Below are 23,575 nucleotides of genomic sequence, written 5' to 3' on the forward strand. Positions count from 1 at the left end.
CCGAGTGCGTCGGGCCCCCCATGGCCCCCCTCGACACGATACGACGCTCATGGCGCCCGCGTCCTGGGCCTGGCGAGGCTCGTCAGCCGAGCACCTGGAAGGTCTCGAACGCCGTGTTGCGCATCTGGGTGCATTCGGCACCGTCCCACTGGTCCGCGGCGCAGCTGATCATGATGGCGTAACCGTGCTGCGCGTCCACCTTGAAGCCGCGGTTGAGGACCCTGACCTTGACGCCCTGCTGCTCGCGCTCGAACTCCCAGTCGGCGACGGTCGGGTAGCCGCGGTAGTCCACCTTGTCCAGGCGCAGGAGGCGGTAGTCCGTGCTGCTGCCGGCCACGGCGGGCGCGAGCTGGGCCCACGCGAGGCGGGCGTCGTCGGTCGGCTTGTCGCCGAAGTCGACCTGGATCCGCGGGAAGCCGCCGTCGCGGCTGTATATGCCGCCGGAGTTCTTGCCGGCGGTGGCCGTCTGGTGGAAGCCCTCGGGCATCGCCATCGAGAAGCGGAACCGGGGTTCCGACACCATGGCGTACCCGGCGGGCAGTCCGCCGGGGCCACCCGGACCGGTGCCCTGACCCTGGCCCTGACCCTGGCCTTGATTCTGACCTTGGCCCTGACCCTGGTTCTGTCCCTGGCCCTGGCCGGGATCCGCGCTCGCGCCGCCGCCGGGGGTGGTGCTGGGCCGGCCGTCCTGTCCGGGCGTGCTCGGGGACGGGCTCGGGGCGGTGCCGCCCGCGCCGGCGCCGGGGGACGTGCCGGGCGTCGGGGTGCCGGAGGAGACCGGACCCGGGCCGCCCTTGCCCTTGCCCTGGTCCTTGGCGTCGTCACCGCTCATCGCGTACGCGATGAGCGAGCCGATCACGGCGAGGACCACGACGACGCCGGCTATCGCGAGCACGATCGTGCGGCGCGACATCACGTCGGTGAGCGACGCCGGCACGGGAGCGGGCCGGTTCGGCGCCTTGGCGGCGGAAGCCGCCGCGGCGGTCGCCGCGGCCTCGGCGGCCGCCGCCTTGCGGGTCGACTTCAGCGCGGCGCGCGTCCGTTCGCGCTGTTCGCGCTCGCGCCGGTCGCGTTCCTTCTTGGCGGCCTTCTCCGCGGCCTTCTCAGCCGCCCTCTCCGCCGCCTTGTCCGCCGCCTTGTCGGATGCCGCGTCCGCCGGGGAGAGGGACATCTGTCGCGTCTCCTCAACGGCCGGCACCGGCAGCGGCGCCGGTTCGGGATCGGGAGCGTTGAGCACCGAGGTCAGCATCGTGCGGGCCTGCTCGTCGCCGAGCCGCAGGGCCGGGTCCTTGACCAGCAGGCCGTAGATGACCTCGGTCAGCGGGCCGGCGTTCTGCGGAGGGTCGACCGCCTCGGTCATCACCGCGGTGAGGGTGGCGAGCGCGGAGCCCTTGTCGTACGGGGGCACGCCCTCGACCGCCGCGTACAGCAGGCCGCCGAGCGACCACATGTCGGCGGGCGGGCCCGGCTTCTGGCCGCGGGCGCGCTCGGGCGAGATGTACGAGGGGGCGCCGACGAGCATGCCGGTGGAGGTGATCGAGGGGTCGCCCTCGACCTGCGCGATGCCGAAGTCCGTCAGGACGACCCGGCCGGTGCCGGCGATGAGCACGTTGGACGGCTTGACGTCTCGGTGCAGGATCCCCTGCTGGTGCGCGGCACGCAGGACGTCGAGCACCGCGAGGCCGACCTCGGCGGCGCGGCGCGGGGTGAGGGGGCCGTTCTCCCGGACGAACTCGGCGAGCGAGGAGCCCTCCACGAGTTCCATGACGATCCAGGGGCGGGCGTCCTCGTCGACCACGTCGAAGACGGTGACGGCGCCGGCGCTACGGATGCGGGCGATCGCCTTGGCCTCGCGCAGGGTGCGGGTGATGAGGCGGCGCTTCTCGTCCTCGTCGACGCCGCTGCCGAAGCGGAGTTCCTTGACGGCGACGGTCCGGCCGAGGACCTCGTCCTCGGCACGCCACACGGTGCCCATGCCGCCCTTGCCGAGCACGGAGCCCAGTCGGTACCGGCCGGCGAGCAGACGCCCCTGGTCCTTCCCGTTGCCCTGCCCGGGCGCCGGCGGGAACGCGGCGGTCCGCACCGCCCCGGTCGGCCGCCGCACCCCGTCGTCCGCGAGGGGCTTGGCGGCAGCCTCGGCCTTCGCGGCAGCGGGCCGGTCCGAGGTCGGCGCGTCAGCGGGCTCGGCGACGGGCTCGGCGGGGCCCGACTTCGCAGCGGCGGGCTCTGCCACGTCCTTGGCAAGCTCCGGCTTCGCCGCCTCGGTGGGCTTCGCGTCCGCGGGCGGGGCCGCGGCCGACGGGGCGTCAGCGGGTACGGCCTTGGGCGGGCTCGCCGGCGCGGCCTCCGCACCGGCCTCGGACGACGGGGCGTCAGCGGGCTGGGCGGCGGGCTTGGCGAAGTTCAACTTCGAGGCCTTGGCCCCGGCACCGGCGGCCGGCCGCGCACCCGCCGGCTCCGCCGCAACCTCGGCAAGGGTCGACTTGGCGCCACCGACGTCAGCCGGCCGCGCATCCGCAGGCTCCGCCGCACCCTCGGTGACGGTCGGCGTCGCCGCGTCGGCATCGGCCGACGTCGCGTCAGCAGGCTCGGCCGGCGCACCGGCAACCGGGGTGGCGTCCGCCGAAGTCGGCTTCTTCGTCAGGGGTATGGACCCACCGGATCCGGCCACGGGCGCCTCGCCCGTACCCGCCCCGGCCGCACACGGCTTCGCCGCCGCAGAGCCCACCTCGGCAACACCCGGCTTCGCCGCAGCGGCACCCGGTTCCACGTCCTCGGCGCCGACCTCGACACCCACCACTGACGGCTCGACCGGCTTCGGCTTCGGCTTCCGCTTCGCCGCCGACGGCGTGGCCGGTTTCCGACTCCCGGCACCCGATCCGGATCGGGACCTCGGCGCGGGCACGGTCCTCGCCGCCTCGGGCTTCGTGTCCCGCGCGGCGGGCGCGCTCGCGGACGGCACCGCCGAAGACGCAGCCTCGTCCCCGCCATCCCGCTTCGCCGCAGGCGCCCCGGCAGGCGACTCGGTGTGCTCCGGCTTCGACATGCGTCCCCTCTGCGTTCGTGCAGCCTGCCCCGGCTGCCCCGGCAGCCGCCGGGGGGCACGATAACCCGCCCCGGCAGAAACCTCATTGTTGCTCACTCCGCAACGGACGGACGCCCCGGGTCCGCGGTTCCGCCTTCCGCATCGCGGAGTTACAACGGAACGATGTCGGGCGCTCCCAGCCGCGCCGCGTCCGCCGTCTGGTCGTCGGGCTGGCGCTGCGACTCCCGTTCCGCCTGTACCCGCTTCTCGTAGTGCTCCACTTCCTTCTCGATCTGCTGCTCGTCCCACCCCAGTACCGGAGCCATCAGTTCCGCGCACTCCCGGGCGGACCGCGTCCCCCGGTCGAAGGTCTCGATGGAGATCCGGGTCCGCCGCGTCAGCACGTCGTCCAGGTGCCGCGCCCCCTCGTGCGAGGCCGCGTAGACGACCTCGGCCCGCAGGTAGTCGTCCGCCCCGGACACCGGCTCGCCGAGTCCGGGATCCTTCGCGATGAGGTCGAGCAGTTCCTCCGTCAGCGAACCGTACCGGTTCAACAGGTGCTCCACCCGCACCACGTGGAGCCCCGTCCGGGCGGCCGTGCGGGCGCGGGCGTTCCACAGGGCCCGGTAGCCCTCGGCCCCCACGAGCGGCACGTCCTCCGTGACGCAGTCCGCGACGCGTTGGTCCAGCCCGTGCACCGCCTCGTCGACCGCGTCCTTCGCCATGACCCGGTACGTCGTGTACTTGCCGCCCGCCACCACCACGAGCCCCGGCACCGGATGCGCCACCGTGTGCTCCCGCGAGAGCTTGCTCGTCGCGTCCGACTCCCCGGCCAGCAGCGGCCGCAGGCCCGCGTAGACGCCCTGGACGTCGGCGCGCGTCAGGGGCACGGCCAGCACCGAGTTGACGTGCTCCAGCACGTAGTCGATGTCGGCGCTGGAGGCGGCCGGATGCGCCTTGTCGAGGTCCCAGTCCGTGTCCGTGGTGCCCACGATCCAGTGGCGGCCCCACGGGATCACGAACAGCACCGACTTCTCGGTCCGCAGGATCAGCCCGGTGCTCGAATGGATCCGGTCCTTCGGTACGACCAGGTGGATGCCCTTCGAGGCGCGGACGTGGAACTGCCCGCGCTCGCCGATCAGCGCCTGGGTGTCGTCCGTCCACACCCCGGTGGCGTTGACGACCTGCTTGGCGCGGATCTCGTACTCGGCGCCGCCCTCCACGTCCCGCACCCGCGCGCCGACGACCCGTTCGCCCTCGCGCAGGAAGCCGACCACCCGCGCCCGGTTGGCACAGTGCGCCCCGTACGCGGAGGCCGTGCGCACCAGCGTGGCGACGTAGCGCGCGTCGTCCATCTGGGCGTCGTAGTACTGCAGGGCTCCGACCAGGGCGTCCTTGCGCAGGGCCGGGGCGATGCGCAGCGCGCGCGTGCGCGAGAGGTGCCGGTGCGTGGGCAAGCCGCGGCCGTGTCCGCTGGAGATCGACATGGCGTCGTAGAGGGCGACGCCCGAGCCGGCGTAGAAGCGTTCCCAGCCCTTGTGCTGGAGCGGATAGAGGAACGGCACCGGCTTGACCAGGTGCGGGGCCAACCGTTCCAGCAGCAGGCCGCGTTCCTTCAGGGCCTCCCGGACGAGCGCGAAGTCGAGCATCTCCAGGTAGCGGAGCCCGCCGTGGATGAGCTTGCTCGACCTGCTCGACGTGCCGGAGGCCCAGTCCCTCGCCTCCACCAGGCCGGTCGACAGGCCCCTGGTCACGGCGTCGAGCGCGGTGCCGGCGCCGACCACGCCCGCGCCCACGACCAGGACGTCCAGTTCCCGTTCGGCCATCCGGGCGAGCGCTTCGGCCCGCTGTGCCGGTCCCAGTGTCGCTGTCCTCACGGCTGCCTCCCGTTGCTGCGGGCCCTACCCGCTCGGGGCGGGCGGTCCGCCCACGTCCCCCGTTCCCGATTGTGACCGTCCGTCCCCACATCGGCCACCGCCTGTGGACAACACAACGGCGACCACCACCCCAGAATGCGACATTTCTGTCATATATACGCCTAGTCTGACATAGCGCCAGCTCCTGTCGGGCTCCGGACCTCCGTTGTCGACCGGACGAGCAAGCACCGCCCCCTCACGTCAGGGAAAGGGAAGGGACGGCCCCCCATGCCCGCAGATCTCGCCGTCATCGGACTCGGCCACCTTGGCCTCCCCCTCGCCCAGGCGGCCGTCGCCGCCGGAATCGAGACCGTCGGCTACGACAGCGGTCCGGCCACGGACAGCACCCTCACCGCCGCCGAGATCCGCCGCATGTCGGCGGCCGGCTTCCGCATCACCACCAATCCGGCCGAGCTCGGCCGGGTCCGTACGGCCGTCATCTGTGCCCCTACCCAGCTCGGCGCCGATCGTGCGCTCGATCTCTCCGCGGTCGGCGAGGCGGGCCGTACGCTCGCCGCCCGACTCCGCCCGCACACCACCGTGATCCTGGAGTCCGCCGCCCACCCCGGCGTCACGGACGAGTACCTGCGGCCGATCCTCGAAGAGGGCTCCGGGCTGCGCGCCGGGCGCGATTTCCACCTGGCCTACTCCCCCAGTCGGCTGGACCCGGGCAACCGCACGCACGGCGTCGCCAACACCCCCAAGGTCATCGGCGGCCTCACCCCCGCCTGCACCGAGTCCGCGCACGCCTTCTACGCCCGCCTCACCGATAAGGTCGTCCGCGCCCGCGGTCTGCGCGAGGCCGAGACCGTGCAGCTGCTGGAGACCAATTACCGGCACGTCAACATCGCCCTCATGAACGAGATGGCGGTCCTGTGCCACGACCTCGGCGTCGACCTGTGGGACGTCATCCGCTGCGCCGAGACGAAGCCCTACGGGTTCCAGGCCTTCCGGCCCGGCCCGGGCGTCGGCGGCCACGGGGTCCCGCTCGACCCGAACTACCTCCCTCACACCACCCGCACCCCCGGTCACCCGCTGCGCATGGTCGGCCTGGCGCAGGAGATCAACAACCGGATGCCGCAGTACGTCATCCAGCGCTCGGCCACCCTGCTGAACGAGCACGGCAAGTCCGCCCGCGGCGCCCGGGTGCTGCTCCTCGGGGTCACCTACAAGCAGGACCTCGCCGACCAGGAGGGCTCACCGGCGAGCGAGATCGCCAGCCGGCTCATCGACCTCGGGGCCCTGATCAGCTACCACGACCCGTACATCACCGGCTGGCGGGTCCGGGACCGGCCCGTGCCCCGCGCCGAGTCGCTCTACGAGGCGGCCGCCGACGCCGACCTGACGATCCTGCTCCAGCACCACCGCACGTACGACCTCCAGGGCCTGGCCGTGAAGGCGCAACTGCTCCTGGACACTCGCGGCGCCAGCCCGGCGGGGGCGGCCCACCGGCTCTGAACGGGGTGTTCCACCGATCCGTTCAGATCACGACCCGATCCCCATCCGGTCACGTCCCGTCCCGACTCGGTCAGGTGAGCGAAATACCCCCGTGCGATGTCAGTGCTCACTGTTAGCCTGCGGCGTCGCTTATCACGCGCTTATGACCGAAGGCCCCATGCGCGTACGAATCCCTGGGGGGGGATTTTCGAAATGACCCAGAGCCACCAGACGACCATGTCCGCGTCCCGCGCCACCGCGCCGACCGCCTCGACCGCCGCCACGCCGTTCCCGGCGGTCGTCGTCCCGCGCGGCCCCGGCCTCGGCCTCGCCGCCGCCTTCGCCGCGGCCCTTTTCGGGGCCGGCGCCTACAGCGCCGTCGGCTGGTCCATCGACCGCCAGGCGAGCTGGGCGGCCGTCGCCGTCGGCCTGCTCGTCGGCCTCGCCGCGGGCAAGGCCGGGGGACGCGGCCCGCTGCCGCCCGCCGCCGCGGCGGCCCTGACGCTCGGCGCCCTGTACCTCGGCCAGCTGCTCTTCATCGCCCTCGTCATCGCCGACGTCAACGCGACCGGGCTGATCGAGGTCGTCGTCGACCAGGGCCTCGGCGGGCTGGCCGGCATCCGGCAGAAGTCGGCGGAGGTGACGGACCACGCCTTCCTGGTGATCGGCGCCGCCGTGGCCTTCGGAGCGGCCAAAAAGGCCGCCGGCTGACCCGCACGACCGGCCCGGCCGGGCAGGGCGTCTGCCTGCGCCGCCGCCACCACGGCCTGGGCTGACCCCGCGCACGCCGGAGGGCCGGCACCCCGCTCGGGGTGCCGGCCCTCCGGTACGCGTACGACCCGTGGGTCAGCGGCGGTGCTGCGAGTCCGCGACGGTGACCTCGACCCGCTGGAACTCCTTGAGCTCGCTGTAGCCGGTGGTGGCCATCGAACGGCGCAGCGCGCCGAAGATGTTCATCGAGCCGTCCGGGCTGTGCGACGGGCCGGTGAGGATCTCCTCGGTGGTGCCGACCGTACCGAGGTCGACCTTCTTGCCGCGCGGCACGTCCTCGTGGACGGCCTCCATGCCCCAGTGGTGGCCCTTGCCGGGCGCGTCGGTGGCACGGGCCAGCGGGGAGCCAATCATCACGGCGTCGGCGCCGCAGGCGACGGCCTTCGGGATGTCGCCGGACCAGCCCACGCCGCCGTCGGCGATGACGTGCACGTAGCGGCCGCCGGACTCGTCCATGTAGTCGCGACGGGCCGCGGCCACGTCCGCGACGGCGGTCGCCATCGGGACCTGGATGCCGAGCACGTTGCGCGTGGTGTGCGCGGCGCCGCCGCCGAAGCCGACCAGGACGCCCGCCGCGCCGGTGCGCATCAGGTGCAGGGCCGCGGTGTAGGTGGCGCAGCCGCCCACGATGACCGGGACGTCGAGCTCGTAGATGAACTGCTTCAGGTTCAGCGGCTCGGCGGCGCCCGACACGTGCTCGGCGGAGACCGTGGTGCCGCGGATCACGAAGATGTCCACGCCCGCGTCGACGACGGCCTTGGAGAACTCGACGGTCCGCTGCGGGGACAGCGCGGCGGCGGTGACGACGCCCGAGTCGCGCACCTCCTTGATGCGCTGCCGGATCAGGTCGGCCTGGATCGGAGCGGAGTAGATCTCCTGGAGGCGGCGGGTGGCCGTCTCCTCGTCCAGCCCGGCGATCTCGTCGAGCAGCGGCTGCGGGTCCTCGTGGCGGGTCCACAGTCCTTCGAGGTTCAGCACGCCGAGGCCGCCGAGCTCGCCGATGCGGATCGCGGTCTGCGGGGAGACGACCGAGTCCATGGGGGCGGCCAGGAACGGGAGCTCGAAGCGGTACGCATCGATCTGCCAGGCGATCGAGACCTCCTTCGGGTCCCGGGTACGCCGGCTCGGGACGATGGCGATGTCGTCGAACGCGTACGCCCTGCGGCCGCGCTTGCCGCGCCCGATCTCGATCTCAGTCACGTGTGGTGGCCTTTCCTGTGGGTCTGCCCGTCCAGTATCCCCGACGGGCGCGGGACTGCGTTTCGGTGACCGCTGTACGGACGCACCCGGCCGTGGCCGGGCACGGCGAAGGGGCGGGCCCGGCGCTCCGCCGGGCCCGCCCCTCACCTCACGCGATTCAGCCCTTGCGGCTGTAGTTCGGCGCTTCGACCGTCATCTGGATGTCGTGCGGGTGGCTCTCCTTGAGGCCCGCCGAGGTGATCCGGACGAACCGGCCCCGGTCCTGGAGCTCGGGAACGGTGCGACCGCCGACGTAGAACATCGACTGGCGCAGACCGCCGACGAGCTGGTGCACGACCGCGGACAGCGGGCCACGGTAGGGGACCTGACCCTCGATGCCCTCGGGGATGAGCTTGTCGTCGCCGCCCACGCCCTCCTGGAAGTAGCGGTCCTTGGAGAAGGACTTGCGGTCGCCGCGGGTCTGCATCGCGCCGAGCGAGCCCATGCCGCGGTAGGACTTGAACTGCTTGCCGTTGATGAACAGCAGCTCGCCCGGGGACTCCTCGCAGCCGGCGAGGAGCGAGCCGAGCATCACCGTGTCGGCGCCCGCGACGAGCGCCTTGGCGATGTCGCCGGAGTACTGGAGGCCGCCGTCACCGATGACGGGGACACCCGCGGCCTTGGCGGCCAGCGAGGCCTCGTAGATCGCGGTGACCTGCGGGACGCCGATGCCGGCGACGACGCGGGTGGTGCAGATGGAGCCGGGGCCGACACCGACCTTGATGCCGTCGCAGCCGGCGTCGATCAGGGCCTGGGCACCGTCGCGGGTGGCGACGTTGCCGCCGATGACGTCCACCGAGGAGTTCGACTTGATCTTGGCGACCATGTCGCCGACCAGGCGCGAGTGACCGTGCGCGGTGTCGACGACGATGAAGTCGGCGCCCGCCTCGATGAGCGCCTGGGCGCGCTCGTACGCGTCCCCGGCGACGCCGACGGCCGCGCCGACCAGCAGTCGGCCGTCCTTGTCCTTGGCGGCGTTCGGGTACTTCTCGGCCTTGACGAAGTCCTTGACGGTGATGAGGCCCTTGAGGGTGCCCGTTTCGTCGACCAGCGGAAGCTTCTCGATCTTGTGCCGGCGCAGCAGCTCCATCGCGTCGACGCCGGAGATGCCGACCTTGCCGGTGACCAGCGGCATCGGGGTCATGACCTCGCGCACCTGGCGGCTGCGGTCCGACTCGAAGGCCATGTCGCGGTTGGTCACGATGCCCAACAGCTTGCCCGCCGGGTCGGTGACCGGGACGCCGGAGATCCGGAACTTCGCGCAGAGCTCGTCGGCCTCGCGCAGCGTGGCGTCCGGGTGCACGGTGATCGGGTCGGTGACCATGCCGGACTCGGACCGCTTGACCAGGTCGACCTGGTTCGCCTGGTCGGCGATCGACAGGTTGCGGTGCAGCACGCCGACGCCGCCCTGACGGGCCATCGCGATGGCCATGCGGGCCTCGGTGACCTTGTCCATGGCGGCGGACAGCAGCGGGACGTTCACCCGGACGTTCCGCGAGATGAGGGAGGAGGTGTCGATCGCGTCAGGCGACATGTCCGACGCGCCCGGCAGCAGCAGCACGTCGTCGTAGGTCAGTCCGAGCGTGGCGAATTTGTCGGGCACTCCAGTCGAACCGCTGTCAGTCATGACACCTTCCCAAATGGTCTTGCTCAGCGCGGATGTCCATGCTAACGGGATCCCGCAGCGTCTCATTCCACGACCAGGACCAGGCAGAAGTTTCGTCGTTTCCTACGATGGAATCGACGAGTTCACGCCACTTGGAGCCGACGGACCGGGCCCGCTCGTTCCGCCGGACGGGCTCACTGCTCGGCGAGCGCCCGGAGCCTGCTGAGCGCGCGGTGCTGCGCGACGCGCACCGCTCCGGGGGACATCCCGAGCATCTGCCCGGTCTCCTCGGCGGTCAGCCCGACGGCCACCCGCAGGACGAGCAGCTCGCGCTGGTTCTCGGGCAGGTTGGCGAGCAGCTTCTTGGCCCAGGCGGCGTCGCTGCTGAGCAGGGCACGTTCCTCCGGCCCGAGCGAGTCGTCCGGCCGCTCCGGCATCTCGTCGGAGGGGACGGCCGTACTGCCGGGGTGTCGCATCGCGGCCCGCTGGAGGTCGGCGACCTTGTGCGCGGCGATGGCGAAGACGAACGCCTCGAAGGGGCGGCCGGTGTCCCGGTAGCGCGGAAGAGCCATCAGCACCGCGACGCAGACCTCCTGCGCCAGGTCCTCCACGAAGTGACGAGCGTCACCGGGGAGCCGCGACAGGCGGGTGCGGCAGTAGCGGATCGCGAGGGGGTGCACGAAGGCGAGCAGATCGTGCGTGGCTTGTTCGTCACCGTCGACGGCCCGCCGTACGAGCGCGCTGACAGCCCCGGTACCACCGCTCTTGGCGGCGCCGTTCGGGCCGGTGGCCGCGGGTGACCCCAGGGCCTCGTCGTCGCGCATCAATCCATGGTGCCTTGGCGTCGGAGGATTCGCGGCACCGCGGTCCGTGTTGTGCGTCGAAGCGTTATGCGGAGCGTTGGGAGCGGGTGCGCCGGAAGTCATCTCCTGCACCCTCCCCTCCGCTCGGCCCGGATCTTCCCCGAGGACTGCACGTCTCCAAGAATGCGGCACACCTCAAGCATGCGGCATCGCGCCCGAAGCGACACGTCCCCTTGATTGTGCCCCGCCAATCCCCGGGCGTGCACCGGGTTCGGCGGGACACGGGCGGACCGCACCGCCGCCGCCCGAAGGGCCACCCCGCGGTGGCGCCCCGTCCGCCGGTGGCGGACGGGACCGCTCGCGGTGGCCGGCCCCGGGCCCCGCGGTCAGCGGACGAGGCCCCAGCGGAAACCGAGCGCCACGGCGTGCGCCCGGTCCGAGGCGCCGAGCTTCTTGAACAGCCGGCGGGCGTGGGTCTTGACCGTGTCCTCGGAGAGGAAGAGCTCGCGCCCGATCTCCGCGTTGGACCGGCCGTGGCTCATGCCCTCCAGCACCTGGATCTCGCGCGCGGTGAGGGTGGGCGCGGCGCCCATCTCCGCCGAGCGCAGCCGGCGCGGGGCCAGCCTCCAGGTCGGGTCGGCGAGGGCCTGGGTGACCGTGGCCCGCAGTTCGGCGCGCGAGGCGTCCTTGTGCAGGTAGCCGCGGGCACCGGCTGCGACGGCGAGCGCCACGCCGTCCAGGTCCTCCGCGACCGTCAGCATGATGATGCGGGCGCCGGGGTCGGCCGAGAGGAGCCGGCGGACCGTCTCGACACCACCGAGCCCGGGCATCCGGACATCCATCAGGATGAGGTCGGACCGGTCGGCACCCCAGCGGCGGAGGACTTCCTCACCGTTGGCCGCCGTCGTCACACGCTCGACGCCGGGCACGGTGGCAACCGCGCGACGGAGCGCCTCTCGGGCAAGCGGGGAATCGTCGCAGACGAGGACGGATGTCATGACCGCCCTCCGCAGCTGCTGATGCGCGTCACCTTGAGCCTCCAGGCTGGTACGTATCGTCACCTGTGCGGTCGATGCCCCCGGACACATGTCCGAGAACTTCTTGGTTCAACCGCCTTCGCACTCTCAACGATGGTCACTCGAAAGAGTTACGGGTCGGACGGACACCTTCAGCACCCTACGTGAGGAAGCGATCACGGCGGTGGAGGCGCGTACCGCGTGTCCTCCATCTGGAGCTATGCCCTATTTGGCGGCTTTCCTTCCGTTTGGCACATGTCTGAGGCTAGATTCCCAATGAGTCATATTTACATCTACTCCGACAGTAGGTGTGGAGACATGGACCGTATCCGCCTCAGTACCGGCCCCAAGAGGACTACCAATGGCAGATTTCTCCCGCCTCCCCGGACCGAACGCCGACCTGTGGGACTGGCAGCTGCTCGCCGCCTGCCGCGGGGTCGACAGCTCCCTGTTCTTCCATCCGGAAGGCGAGCGGGGCGCGGCCAGGAGCGCGCGCGAGGCCTCGGCTAAAGAGGTCTGCATGAGATGCCCGGTGCGTGCGGAATGCGCCGCGCACGCACTCGCCGTCCGCGAGCCCTACGGGGTGTGGGGCGGCCTGACCGAGGACGAACGCGAGGAGCTGATGGGCCGCGCACGGCACCGCCTGATCCCGGCATCGAGTGCGATCGGACCGACCGCGCCGCACTGACCGCACGAACCCGCCCGCCACAGCACCCGAAGGAACGTTTCCTCGGATCCGTCGGGCCCGACCACGGGCCCGACGGGGGACGAGGGCCGGGACGTCACGCGTTCGGCCGTACCGCCGTACGGTCAGCGCGCGGCGGCCCGCGCCAGTTCGCCCAGGGTCGCCGCGACGGCCGGCACCCGCGCGAGGTCCGGCAGCGTCAGGGCCACGACCTCGCGTTCGACGGCCGGTTCCACGGCCAGGGTGCTGACGCCCTTGGCCCGTACGGACTCCACCGCGAGCTCCGGCAGCACCGCGACGCCGAGCCCCGCGCCGACCAGGCCGACCACGGCCGGGTAGTCGTCGGTGGCGAAGTCGATCCGCGGCGTGAAGCCGACGCCCTCGCACACCTCCACGAGGTGGCGGCGGCAGCGCGGGCAGCCCGCGATCCAGGGCTCGTCCGCCAGCTCCGCCATGCCCACCCGCTCGGCCCCCGCCAGCCGGTGCCCCTCCGGGACCAGCCCGACGAGGCGGTCGGTGAGCAGCGGCGTGACCACGAGGTCCTCCCACTCGGACGCCGGGCCGGCCGCCGCGCCGTAGCGGAAGGCCAGCGCCAGGTCGCAGTCCCCCTCGCGCAACATCTCGACGGAACGCGGGGGTTCGGCCTCGACCAGCGAGATCCGGGTGCCCGGGTGCGCGGCGCGCATGGCCGCGAGCGCGGTCGGCACCAACGTGGAGCTGCCGCTGGGGAAGGACACCAGCCGGACCCGGCCGGCGCGCAGGCCGGCGATGGCCGCGACCTCCTCCTCGGCGGCGGTCAGTCCGGCCAGGATCCCGGCCGCGTGCCGCACCAGGGCCTCGCCTGCCTGCGTCAGGCGCATCTCGCGGCCCGTACGGATCAGCAGCGGGGTGCCCGCCGACTGTTCGAGGGCCTTCATCTGTTGGGAGACGGCGGGCTGGGTGCAGCCGAGTTCGCGCGCGGCGGCGGAGAAGGAGCCGGTCCCGGCGACGGCGCGCAGGACCCGGAGATGACGTGCCTCTATCACCCCTTGAGCATAAGCCCGACTTTGACCACGGCGTCCGTACCGAGGTGTCGCTTTGAGCACGCCCGGTCGGTCGTGGCGGCATCCGCCCCGTGCGGGCACGGTCGGTAGCCGTTCGCGGGACGGCCCGAACACCGGCCCCGCCCCGCGGGACACCCCCTGACCCGGGCGGCTAGGTTGCGCCTATGACGACTGCGTTGATTACGGGATCCACCGCGGGCATCGGCGCCGCCTTCGCCCGCCGGCTCGCCTCCCAGGGACACAACCTGGTGCTGGTGGCGCGCGACACCGAGCGACTGGCCGAGCAGGCCACCGAGTTGCACGACCGGCACGGCATCGAGGCCGAGGTGCTGGCCGCGGACCTGTCCACCGAGGAGGGCATCGCGGCCGTCGAGACCCGCCTGGATGACCGTACGCACCCGGTGGACCTGCTGGTCAACAACGCCGGCTTCGGCAACAAGGGGCGCTACCTCGAAGTGTCCATGGCGGACGAGCTGACCATGATCAAGGTGCACATCGAGGCGGTGCTGCGGCTGACCTCGGCGGCCACCGCGTCGATGCGCTCGCGCGGTCGCGGCGGGGTCATCAACGTGGCCTCGGTGGCGGCCTTCGTGCCGCGCGGCACCTACGGCGCCAGCAAGGCCTGGGTCGTGCAGTTCACCCAGGGGGCGGCAAAGGACCTGGCGGGTTCCGGGGTGCGCCTGATGGCCCTGTGCCCCGGCTTCGTACGGACCGAGTTCCACGAGCGGGCCGGCATGGGCACGGACAACATCCCGGGCTGGCTGTGGTTGGACGCCGACAAGCTGGTGGCCGCGGCGCTGGCCGACCTGGCGCGCGGCCGGACCGTGTCGATCCCGGACCCGCGGTACAAGGCGCTGATGGGCGTGGTGAAGCTGACCCCGCGCGGGCTGCTCGGCGGGGTGTCGTCGCGTACGGGACGCAAGTACGGGCCGCAGTAGCCCCTGGAACCCGTTCGGCCGGTTCATAAACCAGCCAAACGGGTGAAATCTCCCTAAACTGGACGTGTCCTGATCCGGCCCGGGAGGCGACGCGATGACATTCGTACAAGTGATCGACTACGAGACCAGACGGTTCGCCGAGATGAACGCGCTGATCGACCGTTGGGCGGAGCAGAGCAGCGGTCGGCGCACCGCCACGCGCGCGCTGCTCGGCCAGGACCGGGAGGCGCGGAACCACTACGTGGACATGGTGGAGTTCTCCTCGTACGAGGAGGCCATGACGAACTCCCACCTCCCCGAGACCGAGCGGATGTTCCAGGAGATGGTGTCCCTCTGCGAGGGCATGCCGAAGTTCATGAACCTCGACGTGGTCCGCGACCAGCACCTCAACAAGCAGCTCGTGGAGCGGGTGTTCCAGGACGCCGTCATGGGCGGGGACATGAGCGTCCTCGACGAGTGCTTCGCGGCGAACTACATCGACCACGACATCAGCAAGGAGGAGTCCACCGTCATCGGACGGGAGGGCATGCGGTCGGACATCGAAACCTGGCGCGGAGCCTTCGACATGGTCTTCGAGCCGACGGCCCGGCTGGCCGAGGGCGATCTGGTCACCACGCTGTGGAACTGGCGCGGCACCCACGACAAGGGCCCGTTCATGGGCGTCGAACCGACCGGGAAGACGTACACGATGTCCGGGAGCACCACGTTCCGGTGTGTCGGCGGGGAGATCGTCGAGGGTTGGTGGCACTACAACCCCGGAGCCCTGCAACGGCAGATGGGCGGATCGGGTACCCCGTACGGGTCCTGAGTCCGCACACGGGGAAGGCCCCGTCCCGCGGCTGCGGGACGGGGCCTTCTCGGCGTGGTGCGTGCGATCAGTGGCTGTGGCCGTGACCGTGGCCGTGACCGGCGTCGCCCTCTTCCTCGGCCGGCTTCTCGACGACCAGGGTCTCGGTCGTGAGCAGCAGCGAGGCGATCGAAGCGGCGTTCTCCAGCGCGGAACGGGTGACCTTGACCGGGTCGATGACGCCGGCCTTGACCAGGTCGCCGTACTCGCCGGTGGCGGCGTTGAAGCCCTGGCCCTTGTCGAGCTCGGCGACCTTCGAGGTGATGACGTAACCCTCGAGACCGGCGTTCTCGGCGATCCAGCGCAGCGGCTCGACGGCGGCGCGGCGCACGACGGAGACGCCGGTGCCCTCGTCGCCGCTCAGGCCGAGGTTGCCCTCGAGGACCTTGACGGCGTGGACGAGCGCGGAGCCACCGCCGGAGACGATGCCCTCCTCGACCGCGGCGCGGGTCGCCGAGATGGCGTCCTCAAGGCGGTGCTTCTTCTCCTTGAGCTCCACCTCGGTGGCGGCGCCGACCTTGATGACGCAGACGCCACCGGCGAGCTTCGCCAGGCGCTCCTGCAGCTTCTCGCGGTCCCAGTCCGAGTCCGTGGACTCGATCTCGGCCTTGATCTGGTTGACGCGGCCCGCGACGTCGGCGGAGTTGCCACCACCGTCGACGATGGTCGTGTCGTCCTTGGAGACGGTCACGCGGCGCGCGGAGCCCAGGATGTCCAGACCGGCCTGGTCGAGCTTGAGGCCGACCTCCTCGGCGATGACGGTCGCACCGGTGAGGGTGGCGATGTCCTGGAGCATGGCCTTGCGGCGGTCACCGAAGCCGGGGGCCTTGACGGCGACCGCGTTGAAGGTGCCGCGGATCTTGTTGACGACGAGGGTGGAGAGCGCCTCGCCCTCGACGTCCTCGGCGATGATCAGCAGCGGCTTGGAGGCGCCGGCCTGGATGACCTTCTCCAGCAGCGGCAGCAGGTCCTGGATCGAGGAGATCTTGCCCTGGTGGATCAGGATGTACGGGTCATCGAGGATGGCCTCCATGCGCTCCTGGTCGGACACCATGTACGGCGAGAGGTAGCCCTTGTCGAAGGCCATGCCCTCGGTGAACTCGAGCTCCAGGCCGAAGGCGTTGGACTCCTCGACGGTGATGACACCGTCCTTGCCGACCTTGTCCATCGCCTCGGCGATGAGCTCGCCGACCTGCGAGTCCTGCGCGGAGAGCGCGGCCACGGCGGCGATGTCGGACTTGTCCTCGATCGGGCGGGCGGTCGCGAGGAGCTCCTCGGACACGGCCTTGACCGCGGCGTCGATGCCCTTCTTCAGGGCGGCCGGGGAAGCACCCGCGGCGACGTTGCGCAGACCCTCGCGGACCAGTGCCTGGGCCAGCACGGTGGCGGTGGTGGTGCCGTCACCCGCGATGTCGTTGGTCTTGGTCGCCACCTCCTTCACGAGCTGGGCGCCCAGGTTCTCGTACGGGTCGTCCAGCTCGACCTCGCGAGCGATGGTGACACCGTCGTTCGTGATGGTGGGCGCGCCGAACTTCTTGTCGATGACGACGTTGCGGCCCTTGGGGCCGATCGTCACCTTGACCGTGTCGGCAAGCTTGTTGACGCCGCGCTCGAGGGCGCGACGGGCGTCCTCGTCAAACTTCAGAATCTTCGGCATGGGAGCGGTTCCGCCCTCTCGTTGCGATCCTCGGCCGCTCACCGCGACCGCATGGAAACGAACTACGCCCCTCGCCGCCCGGCATCAGCAGGGTGACCAGGGGCGTAGCTCACAGCAAAACTGGAGAAGTGATTACTTCTCGACGATCGCGAGAACGTCGCGAGCCGAGAGGACGAGGTACTCCTCGCCGTTGTACTTCACTTCGGTGCCGCCGTACTTGGAGTACAGGACGACGTCGCCGACGGTGACGTCGAGCGGAAGACGGTTGCCGTCCTCGAAGCGACCGGGACCGACGGCAAGGACGACGCCCTCCTGGGGCTTCTCCTTCGCGGTGTCCGGAATGACCAGGCCAGAGGCCGTGGTCTGCTCGGCGTCGAGCGGCTGGACCACAATGCGGTCCTCGAGCGGCTTGATGGCAACCTTGGAGCTGGTGGTCGTCACGATCCGACCTCCCCCTTCGGGAATCCGGGGTTAACTGTCTGAGGTGGCGACCAGGTCGATCCGTCGTCGCGGGTGCCGGACCTGCCTGTCGCTGTGTTGGCACTCACCAGTGGCGAGTGCCAGGTGTGACACTATTCCGGCGATTAGCACTCGGTCAAGCGGAGTGCCAACACGCGCCGGCCGAGCCGGGCGGATTCGGCCGCCCGGAAGGCGTGTTGAGGCCTGGTCACAGGCCTTCCCCCGGGTCGCACGGCCAGATATTTTTCCGTGTCCCCGCAGGTCCGCGGTGCACCCCGACCGCCGGGGACGGCTCCTCCCCCCTCACCCGGGTCTCCGTGGACACCACCTTCGACGCCCCGCCGACCGCCCCGGCCGCGACCGTCGTCAGCGGGCCCGACGCCACCGATGCGGTCTGTGCCGACCTCGGGGCCCGGGCCCTACCGGGCGCCACGGGGGCTGCTCGGCCTCGCCGTCGCGGTGCGGGACGTCCGCTCCGTCGCCCGCGCCGTCCGGGCCTCCCGGGCGGGGCGGGGACAAGTGTCGCGGCCGGGCCGCCCACCGCCTGACGGGTGTTCCCGTCCGGTATGTGACGCTTGAGCGGTGCGCATCCTGGTCGTCGAAGACGAAGAGAACCTGGCCGAATCCCTACGACAGGGCCTCTCCGCCGACGGCCACCGCGTCGAGGTGGCCCACGACGGGCACCGCGGCCTCGACCTGGCCCGCACCGGCGGACCGTACGACGTCGTGGTCCTGGACCTGATGCTGCCGGGCCTCGACGGCCACGAGATCTGCACCCGGATGCGCGCCCACGGCGACCCGACCCCCGTCCTGATGCTGACGGCCCGCGACGGGGAACGCGACGAGGCCGACGGGCTCGACGCGGGCGCCGACGACTACCTCACCAAACCGTTCTCCTTCGTGGTGCTCGGCGCCCGGCTGCGGGCCCTCACCCGGCGGGCCGCCGCCCCCGAACCCACCGTCCTGCGGGTCGGGGACCTCGTCCTCGACCCGCAGGACCGGCGCTGCCGGCGCGGCACCCGGGACATCGAACTCACCGCCCGCGAACGGGGCGTCCTCGCCTGCCTGATGGAACGGCCCGGCCGGGCCGTCGCCAAGCAGGACATCCTCGACGAGGTCTGGGACACCCCGCACGCCATCGATCCGAACATCGTGGAGGTGTACGTCTCCTCCCTGCGCAAGAAGATCGACGCGCCCTTCGGCCGCCGCTCCATCCTCACCGTCCACGGCACCGGCTACCGGATGGCGCCCGACGGTGGCGAGTAGCCTGCGGGCCCGTACCGCCCTGGCCGCCGCCCTCGCGATGGCGGCGGTCCTGGCCGTCGGCGGGCTGTGGCTGCACGCCGTGCTGCGCGCCAACCTCCTCGACAACACGACCGGCCGCACCGAGCTCGCCGCCCGCAAGGCCGCCGCCCAGTTCGACGCCCGGGCCCTGTCCCCCGGCGGGCGGCTGCCCGCGCCCGAGGGCGGGGTCGACCTGGTCCTCGTACGGGACGCGGCCGGGCGGACGGTCGCCGCGAGCGGCGACCCGAAGGACGCCCCGGACTTCGGCGCGCTGTTCCCCGGCCCCGGCGACGACTCCCGCTCGACGGTCCTGCCCCCGGCCCACCCCGGCGGCCTGCGCCGCGCGGTGGTGGTCGTCGCGACGCCGGGGCCGGTGGGGGGTGGTGGGGCCGGGGCTGCCGTGGGGGCCGGCGGGGCTGCCGGGGAGCGTGGTCCGTACGCCGTGTACGCGGCGACCGTGCTCGGCGACGTGGACGACGCCACCCGGGCCATCGCCGCCGGCCTGCTCGCCGGCGCGCCCCCGCTCGTCGCCTTCGCCGCCGCGCTGGCCTGGTGGGTCACCGGCCACGCCCTGCGCCCCGTCACCGCGATCCGTACCGGGTTGGCCGCCGTCACCGCGAGCGAGCTGGATCGGCGGGTGCCCGACCCGGGCGGCGCGGACGAGATAGCCCGGCTGGCCCGGACCGTCAACGACACCCTCGACCGGCTGGAGCGCTCCGACGCGCGGCAGCGGCAGTTCACCGCCGACGCCTCCCACGAGCTGCGCAACCCGCTCGCCGCCGTTCGCTCCCGGCTGGAGGTGGCGCTGGCCGGGGAGCGGCCCGACCGGGCGTCGGTGGCCGCCGCGCTGGCCGACACCGAACGGCTCCAGCGGATCGCCGCCGATCTGCTGCTGCTCGCCCGCCTCGACGGCGGTCCGGCGCCGCGCCCCGAGCCCGTCGACCTCGCCCTGTTGGCCGCCGAGGACGCGGCCCGCCGGCCCGCGCCCCGGGTCCCGCTGCGGGTGGAGGCGGCCGCGCCCGTGGCGACGTACGGGGACCCGGCCCGACTGGAGCGGGCTCTGGCGAACCTGGTGGACAACGCCCTGCGGCATGCCGGCGGCGGGGTCGTCGTCCGGGCGCGGGCGTGCGGGGACTGGGCGGAGCTGGAGGTGATCGACGACGGTCCGGGCATCCCGGACGCGGACCGGACCCGGGTCTTCGAGCGGTTCGTACGACTGGACGCCGACCGGGGCCGGGCCGCCGGCGGGACCGGCCTGGGCCTGGCCATCGCCCGGGAGATCGCCCGGGCGCACGGCGGCGACGTACGCGCCCTCCCCGCGCGCGAGGGAGGCGCGCGGCTGAGGCTGCGGATCCCGGGGGCGGGGGACGGGGGCGGCCGCTGATTCCGGCCGCGGTGCGGGGGTGCGGTCCCGCCGCTGATTCCGGCCGCCGACGCGGGGGTGCGGTCCCGCCGCTGATTCCGGCCGCCGGCGCGGGGGTGCGGTCCTGCCGCTCGTCCCGTCGGTCCTCAGGATTCCTTCAGCGGGCGTGCGTCAGCATCGGTGGGCATGAGCGCGCAACGGAGGAAGACCAGTCGCCGCAGGCCCCCGCCGCGCCGGATCGGCCGCACGGTGCTGGTCACCGGCTGCGTACTGACGGCGGTGGCGGGCGGCGCCGCCTGGTACGTCTACCGGGACCTGGTGTCGAGCATCGGCAGCTCCAAGGCCCTTGAGGGCGCCGAGAAGTCGGCGCACGGGGACGTGAACGTCCTGCTCATGGGGTTGGACAGTCGCCGCGACCAGAACGGCGACCCGCTGCCGGACGAGGTGCTCGACAAGCTGCACGCGGGCAGCTCCGACATCGGCGGCTACAACGCGAACACCATGATCCTGCTGCACGTGCCCGCCGACGGCAGCCGGGCGAAGGCCTTCTCGATCCCGCGCGACGACTTCGTCGCGATACCCGGCCACGGCAAGGACAAGATCAAGAAGGCGTACGGGCTGGCGAAGGCCGCCAAGGAGGAGCAACTGTCGGCTCGGGGCGTCAAGGACCGGCGACAGCTGGAGCAGGAGGGCCGCGAGGCGGGGCGCCGGGCGCAGATCGACACCGTACGGAACTTCCTGGGCGTGCCGGTCGATCATTTCGCGGAGCTGAACCTGGCTGGTTTCTACCACCTCGCGGACGCGCTGGACGGGGTCCCGGTGTGCCTGAACAAGCCGGTGAAGGACCGCTGGTCGGGGGCGGACTTCCCGGCGGGCCGGCAGCAGCTGGACGGCCGGCAGTCGCTGGCCTTCGTACGCCAGCGGCACGGCCTGGAGGGGGGCGACCTGGACCGGACCAAGCGGCAGCAGGCCTTCCTGGCGGGGGCCACCCAGAAACTGAACTCGGCGGGGACCTTCACCGATCCGGTGAAGCTGGTCAAACTGATCGACACGGCGAAGAAGGACGTCGTGACGGACTCCGGGTGGGACCTGCTGTCGTTCGTGAAGCAGGCGAAGAACCTGTCCGGGGGGAAAGTGCAATTCACGACACTTCCCGTCGAAGGGTTCGGAAGGAACCATGGGGAGGACATCAACGTCGTAGATGATATGAAGATAAAGCGCCTCATAGCCGAGCAGATCGGTCCCCGGACCGCTGCGGTCCCCGGTGCACCGGGTGCTGCGTCGTCATCGCCGTCATCGCCGTCATCGCCGTCACCGTCGTCGTCGTCATCGCCGCCGTCGTCTGCCCCGGGTGCCCCTGCGCCGTCATCCTCCGCTTCACCCCCACAGCCGGAGTCACCGCCGCAGCCGCCGAAGGGCAGCATCGACGGCGGCGGCATCCCGTGCGTGGACTGAGGCCCCGCACGTCGGCGGGACCCCGCCGACGCACCGAAGCGCTGCTGCTCGTCCTCGTCGTCGCCCTCGCGGTTTTCGGCCACGTGAGCGCCGGCCTCGCCATGAACGACGAGCTGCCGCAGCACCTGGCCGGCTTCGTCATCAGCATGAGCCTGCTGTCCCTCGTCGGACACCTGGGCATCCGGCGGTTCGCGGCGTACGCGGACCCGCTGATCTTCCCGCTGGCCATGCTGCTCACGGGGCTCGGGCTCGTCCTGATCCACCGGCTCGACCAGGGGTACATCGAGCGGTACAACTCGGACGCGAACGCGCCCGGCCAGCTGATGTGGACGGTGGTCGGGGTCGCCGCCTGCCTGCTCGTCGTGGCGTTGCTGCGCGACCACCGGCTGCTGCAACGGTTCATCTACATCACGATGGCCGTGTCGCTGGTGCTGCTGATCGCGCCGGCGTTCTTCGGCGCGGACACGTACGGCGCGAAGCGGTGGATCAAGCTGTTCGGCTTCTCGCTCCAGCCCGGCGAGTTCGTGAAGATCATGATCGCGGTCTTCTTCGCGGGCTACCTGGTCGTACACCGCGACTCGCTCGCGCTGACCGGCCGGAAGTTCCTCGGCATGCGGCTGCCCCCGATGCGCCAGCTCGGTCCGATCGTCACCGTGTGGATCCTGTCGATGCTGGTCCTGGTCTTCGAGCGTGACCTGGGCACCTCGCTGATCTTCTTCGGGGTCTTCGTGGTGATGCTGTACGTCGCCACCGAACGCACCAGCTGGATCGCGTGCGGCCTGCTGATGGCCTCCGTCGGCGCCTTCGTCGTCGGCTCGACGGAGCCGCACGTGAAGGCCCGCGTGGCCGCCTGGCTGAACCCGCTGTCGTACTACTGGGAGACCCGGCCGCCCGGCGTCACCTCGGACCAGTCCGCCCAGGCCCTGTTCAGCTTCGGCACGGGCGGCATCTCCGGCACCGGCCTGGGGCTGGGCCACCCCGAGCTGATCGCGTTCGCCGGCCGCAGCGACTTCATCCTGACGACGGTGGGCGAGGAACTCGGCCTGGCCGGGGTCATGGCCATCATCCTGCTCTACGCACTCCTCGTACAGCGCGGGCTGCGGATGGCCCTGGCGGCGCGGGACCCGTTCGGGAAGCTCCTCGCGGTGGGTCTGGCGGCGGCGCTGGCGCTCCAGGTGTTCGTGGTCGCCGGCGGCGTCACGGGCCTCATCCCCCTGACCGGCAAGGCCCTGCCCTTCCTGGCGAAGGGCGGCTCGTCCCTGCTGGCCAACTGGATCATGATCGCCCTGCTGCTCCGCATCAGCGACAGCGCCGAACGCCAACGCGAAGCGGACATCCACGACCCGACGGAAACGACGATCACGCCGGTGGTGGGGGCGGGGCCGGGGCGGGGCCGGGCGTAGCGGGGTGCCCCGGATCGGGATCGGAGCTGCTTCGGGGGTTCCCGCGCAGCCGAGACGGGCGGGCCGGCCCTCACCGCGTGAGCCGGGGGCGGCCGTCGTGGCGGCGCGTCAGGCTTCGCCGGTGTACTGACCGCTCGTTTTGGGTCTGCGCCATCGGAGTGAGACACCGTCTCCCGCGTCCCTCTCCTGGAGTTGAACCGGACGACTCGTCCCTTTCCGGGCTCGCGTCATCCGATCATTTCTAGGAGCAGATATGCGTACGCGCTCTTCCCTTGCCGCCTGTGTCCTCGCTGCGGGCATCCTGCTGGGCGGCGCCGGAGCCGCACTGGCCGACGATGGCGTCGAGATCGGCAGCGCCTCCCTCGGCCACGCCGGCTTCGCCGCCACCAAGGCCTCGGTCGCCGCCATCCCCGCCGCGTTCGGCCCCGTCTACACCTCGAACGCCACCAAGGAAGGCGAGAAGGAGTGGGCGGACTTCGCCCACCTCGGCGCCAACTGATCCACAGGCGTGACGCGGGGGCGGCCGACGTGAACGTCGGCCAGCTGATGACTCCGAGCAGCCTGTCCACGTCGTTGCCAAGGGAGCCAGGGGCCGTGGTGTCACGCACGTTGTTGGTTCCGAGGAGAT

Annotated in this window: 19 protein-coding genes; 10 read left to right on the forward strand and 9 right to left on the reverse strand. The window is 71.9% G+C overall.

Features of this window, described 5'->3' with window-relative positions; genetic code table 11:
* Nucleotides 1-82: 82 nt before the first annotated feature.
* On the reverse strand, nt 83-2,797 hold the full coding sequence (locus AB0D46_RS29285; protein ID WP_362881863.1) for a protein kinase: 2,715 nt from the start codon (nt 2,795-2,797) through the stop codon (nt 83-85).
* A 398-nt stretch (nt 2,798-3,195) separates the two neighbouring features.
* Complete coding sequence (locus AB0D46_RS29290; protein WP_362881865.1) at nt 3,196-4,902, reverse strand: glycerol-3-phosphate dehydrogenase/oxidase; 1,707 nt, start codon at nt 4,900-4,902, stop codon at nt 3,196-3,198.
* Nucleotides 4,903-5,169: 267 nt separating this feature from the next.
* Here AB0D46_RS29290 and AB0D46_RS29295 point away from each other — a divergent pair, with 267 nt between their 5' ends.
* Together AB0D46_RS29295 and AB0D46_RS29300 are read left to right on the forward strand one after the other, a co-directional pair.
* A complete protein-coding gene (locus AB0D46_RS29295) occupies nt 5,170-6,399 on the forward strand; it encodes a nucleotide sugar dehydrogenase (protein ID WP_362881867.1) in 1,230 nt (409 codons plus the stop codon).
* A 192-nt stretch (nt 6,400-6,591) separates the two neighbouring features.
* Nucleotides 6,592-7,089 (forward strand): hypothetical protein, encoded by a 498-nt coding sequence (locus AB0D46_RS29300; RefSeq protein ID WP_362881868.1) that lies wholly within the window; start codon nt 6,592-6,594, stop codon nt 7,087-7,089.
* A 135-nt stretch (nt 7,090-7,224) separates the two neighbouring features.
* Here AB0D46_RS29300 and AB0D46_RS29305 read toward each other — a convergent pair whose 3' ends face one another.
* From AB0D46_RS29305 to AB0D46_RS29320, 4 genes are all read right to left on the reverse strand, one after another.
* Nucleotides 7,225-8,349 (reverse strand): GuaB3 family IMP dehydrogenase-related protein, encoded by a 1,125-nt coding sequence (locus tag AB0D46_RS29305; protein ID WP_362881870.1) that lies wholly within the window; start codon nt 8,347-8,349, stop codon nt 7,225-7,227.
* A gap of 157 nt (nt 8,350-8,506) precedes the next feature.
* Nucleotides 8,507-10,015: an IMP dehydrogenase gene (gene guaB, locus AB0D46_RS29310; protein ID WP_362881871.1), complete on the reverse strand. Its 1,509-nt coding sequence runs from the start codon at nt 10,013-10,015 to the stop codon at nt 8,507-8,509.
* A gap of 173 nt (nt 10,016-10,188) precedes the next feature.
* Nucleotides 10,189-10,818, reverse strand: a complete 630-nt coding sequence (locus AB0D46_RS29315) for a sigma-70 family RNA polymerase sigma factor (RefSeq protein WP_362881873.1) — start codon at nt 10,816-10,818, stop codon at nt 10,189-10,191.
* Nucleotides 10,819-11,183: 365 nt separating this feature from the next.
* Nucleotides 11,184-11,795: a response regulator transcription factor gene (locus AB0D46_RS29320; protein ID WP_003948568.1), complete on the reverse strand. Its 612-nt coding sequence runs from the start codon at nt 11,793-11,795 to the stop codon at nt 11,184-11,186.
* Nucleotides 11,796-12,174: 379 nt separating this feature from the next.
* On the opposite strand from AB0D46_RS29320, the gene AB0D46_RS29325 reads away from it, so the two are divergent.
* Nucleotides 12,175-12,501, forward strand: coding sequence for a WhiB family transcriptional regulator (locus AB0D46_RS29325; protein WP_362881875.1), 327 nt, complete (start codon nt 12,175-12,177; stop codon nt 12,499-12,501).
* A gap of 122 nt (nt 12,502-12,623) precedes the next feature.
* Here the strand turns inward: AB0D46_RS29325 and AB0D46_RS29330 are convergent, their stop codons facing one another.
* Nucleotides 12,624-13,523, reverse strand: a complete 900-nt coding sequence (locus AB0D46_RS29330) for a LysR family transcriptional regulator (protein WP_362881877.1) — start codon at nt 13,521-13,523, stop codon at nt 12,624-12,626.
* A gap of 182 nt (nt 13,524-13,705) precedes the next feature.
* Here AB0D46_RS29330 and AB0D46_RS29335 point away from each other — a divergent pair, with 182 nt between their 5' ends.
* Both AB0D46_RS29335 and AB0D46_RS29340 read left to right on the forward strand, forming a co-directional pair.
* A complete protein-coding gene (locus AB0D46_RS29335) occupies nt 13,706-14,479 on the forward strand; it encodes an SDR family oxidoreductase (protein ID WP_362881878.1) in 774 nt (257 codons plus the stop codon).
* A gap of 94 nt (nt 14,480-14,573) precedes the next feature.
* Nucleotides 14,574-15,287, forward strand: coding sequence for an ester cyclase (locus tag AB0D46_RS29340; RefSeq protein WP_362881880.1), 714 nt, complete (start codon nt 14,574-14,576; stop codon nt 15,285-15,287).
* Nucleotides 15,288-15,354: 67 nt separating this feature from the next.
* On the opposite strand, the gene groL is transcribed toward AB0D46_RS29340, so the two are convergent.
* Nucleotides 15,355-16,983 carry a chaperonin GroEL gene (gene groL, locus AB0D46_RS29345; RefSeq protein WP_362881882.1) on the reverse strand — a complete coding sequence of 543 codons (1,629 nt, stop codon included), beginning with the start codon at nt 16,981-16,983 and terminating at the stop codon, nt 15,355-15,357.
* 132 nt (nt 16,984-17,115) lie between these two features.
* A complete protein-coding gene (gene groES, locus AB0D46_RS29350) occupies nt 17,116-17,424 on the reverse strand; it encodes a co-chaperone GroES (protein ID WP_055418319.1) in 309 nt (102 codons plus the stop codon).
* A gap of 600 nt (nt 17,425-18,024) precedes the next feature.
* On the opposite strand from groES, the gene AB0D46_RS29355 reads away from it, so the two are divergent.
* The 5 genes from AB0D46_RS29355 to AB0D46_RS29375 all read left to right on the forward strand — a co-directional run bounded on the left by AB0D46_RS29355 (nt 18,025) and on the right by AB0D46_RS29375 (nt 23,446).
* The gene (locus AB0D46_RS29355) at nt 18,025-18,708 is read left to right on the forward strand and encodes a response regulator transcription factor (RefSeq protein ID WP_362881884.1); all 684 of its coding nucleotides are present in this window, start codon (nt 18,025-18,027) and stop codon (nt 18,706-18,708) included.
* On the forward strand, nt 18,698-20,110 hold the full coding sequence (locus AB0D46_RS29360; RefSeq protein WP_362881886.1) for a HAMP domain-containing sensor histidine kinase: 1,413 nt from the start codon (nt 18,698-18,700) through the stop codon (nt 20,108-20,110). Before AB0D46_RS29355 ends, AB0D46_RS29360 begins: the two co-directional genes overlap by 11 nt.
* Before the next feature lie 165 nt (nt 20,111-20,275).
* A complete protein-coding gene (locus AB0D46_RS29365; protein ID WP_362881887.1) occupies nt 20,276-21,544 on the forward strand; it encodes an LCP family protein in 1,269 nt (422 codons plus the stop codon).
* Nucleotides 21,532-22,947 carry an FtsW/RodA/SpoVE family cell cycle protein gene (locus AB0D46_RS29370; RefSeq protein ID WP_362881889.1) on the forward strand — a complete coding sequence of 472 codons (1,416 nt, stop codon included), beginning with the start codon at nt 21,532-21,534 and terminating at the stop codon, nt 22,945-22,947. Before AB0D46_RS29365 ends, AB0D46_RS29370 begins: the two co-directional genes overlap by 13 nt.
* Nucleotides 22,948-23,200: 253 nt before the next feature.
* Entirely contained in the window at nt 23,201-23,446 is a 246-nt protein-coding gene (locus AB0D46_RS29375; RefSeq protein WP_362881891.1) for a hypothetical protein, read from the forward strand.
* Nucleotides 23,447-23,575 lie beyond the last annotated feature (129 nt).

The organism is Streptomyces sp. NPDC048383, assembly GCF_040651775.1.
Lineage (GTDB): Bacteria > Actinomycetota > Actinomycetes > Streptomycetales > Streptomycetaceae > Streptomyces.

What these genes read in the sequence shown, in the direction of transcription:
- AB0D46_RS29295 (WP_362881867.1), top strand. Translation starts at nt 5,170, where the DNA reads ATGCCCGCAGATCTCGCCGTCATCGGACTCGGCCACCTTGGCCTCCCC.
- AB0D46_RS29300 (WP_362881868.1), top strand. Translation starts at nt 6,592, where the DNA reads ATGACCCAGAGCCACCAGACGACCATGTCCGCGTCCCGCGCCACCGCG.
- guaB (WP_362881871.1), bottom strand. Translation starts at nt 10,015, where the DNA reads ATGACTGACAGCGGTTCGACTGGAGTGCCCGACAAATTCGCCACGCTC.
- AB0D46_RS29315 (WP_362881873.1), bottom strand. Translation starts at nt 10,818, where the DNA reads ATGCGCGACGACGAGGCCCTGGGGTCACCCGCGGCCACCGGCCCGAAC.
- AB0D46_RS29320 (WP_003948568.1), bottom strand. Translation starts at nt 11,795, where the DNA reads ATGACATCCGTCCTCGTCTGCGACGATTCCCCGCTTGCCCGAGAGGCG.
- AB0D46_RS29325 (WP_362881875.1), top strand. Translation starts at nt 12,175, where the DNA reads ATGGCAGATTTCTCCCGCCTCCCCGGACCGAACGCCGACCTGTGGGAC.
- AB0D46_RS29335 (WP_362881878.1), top strand. Translation starts at nt 13,706, where the DNA reads ATGACGACTGCGTTGATTACGGGATCCACCGCGGGCATCGGCGCCGCC.
- AB0D46_RS29340 (WP_362881880.1), top strand. Translation starts at nt 14,574, where the DNA reads ATGACATTCGTACAAGTGATCGACTACGAGACCAGACGGTTCGCCGAG.
- groL (WP_362881882.1), bottom strand. Translation starts at nt 16,983, where the DNA reads ATGCCGAAGATTCTGAAGTTTGACGAGGACGCCCGTCGCGCCCTCGAG.
- AB0D46_RS29365 (WP_362881887.1), top strand. Translation starts at nt 20,276, where the DNA reads ATGAGCGCGCAACGGAGGAAGACCAGTCGCCGCAGGCCCCCGCCGCGC.
- AB0D46_RS29375 (WP_362881891.1), top strand. Translation starts at nt 23,201, where the DNA reads ATGCGTACGCGCTCTTCCCTTGCCGCCTGTGTCCTCGCTGCGGGCATC.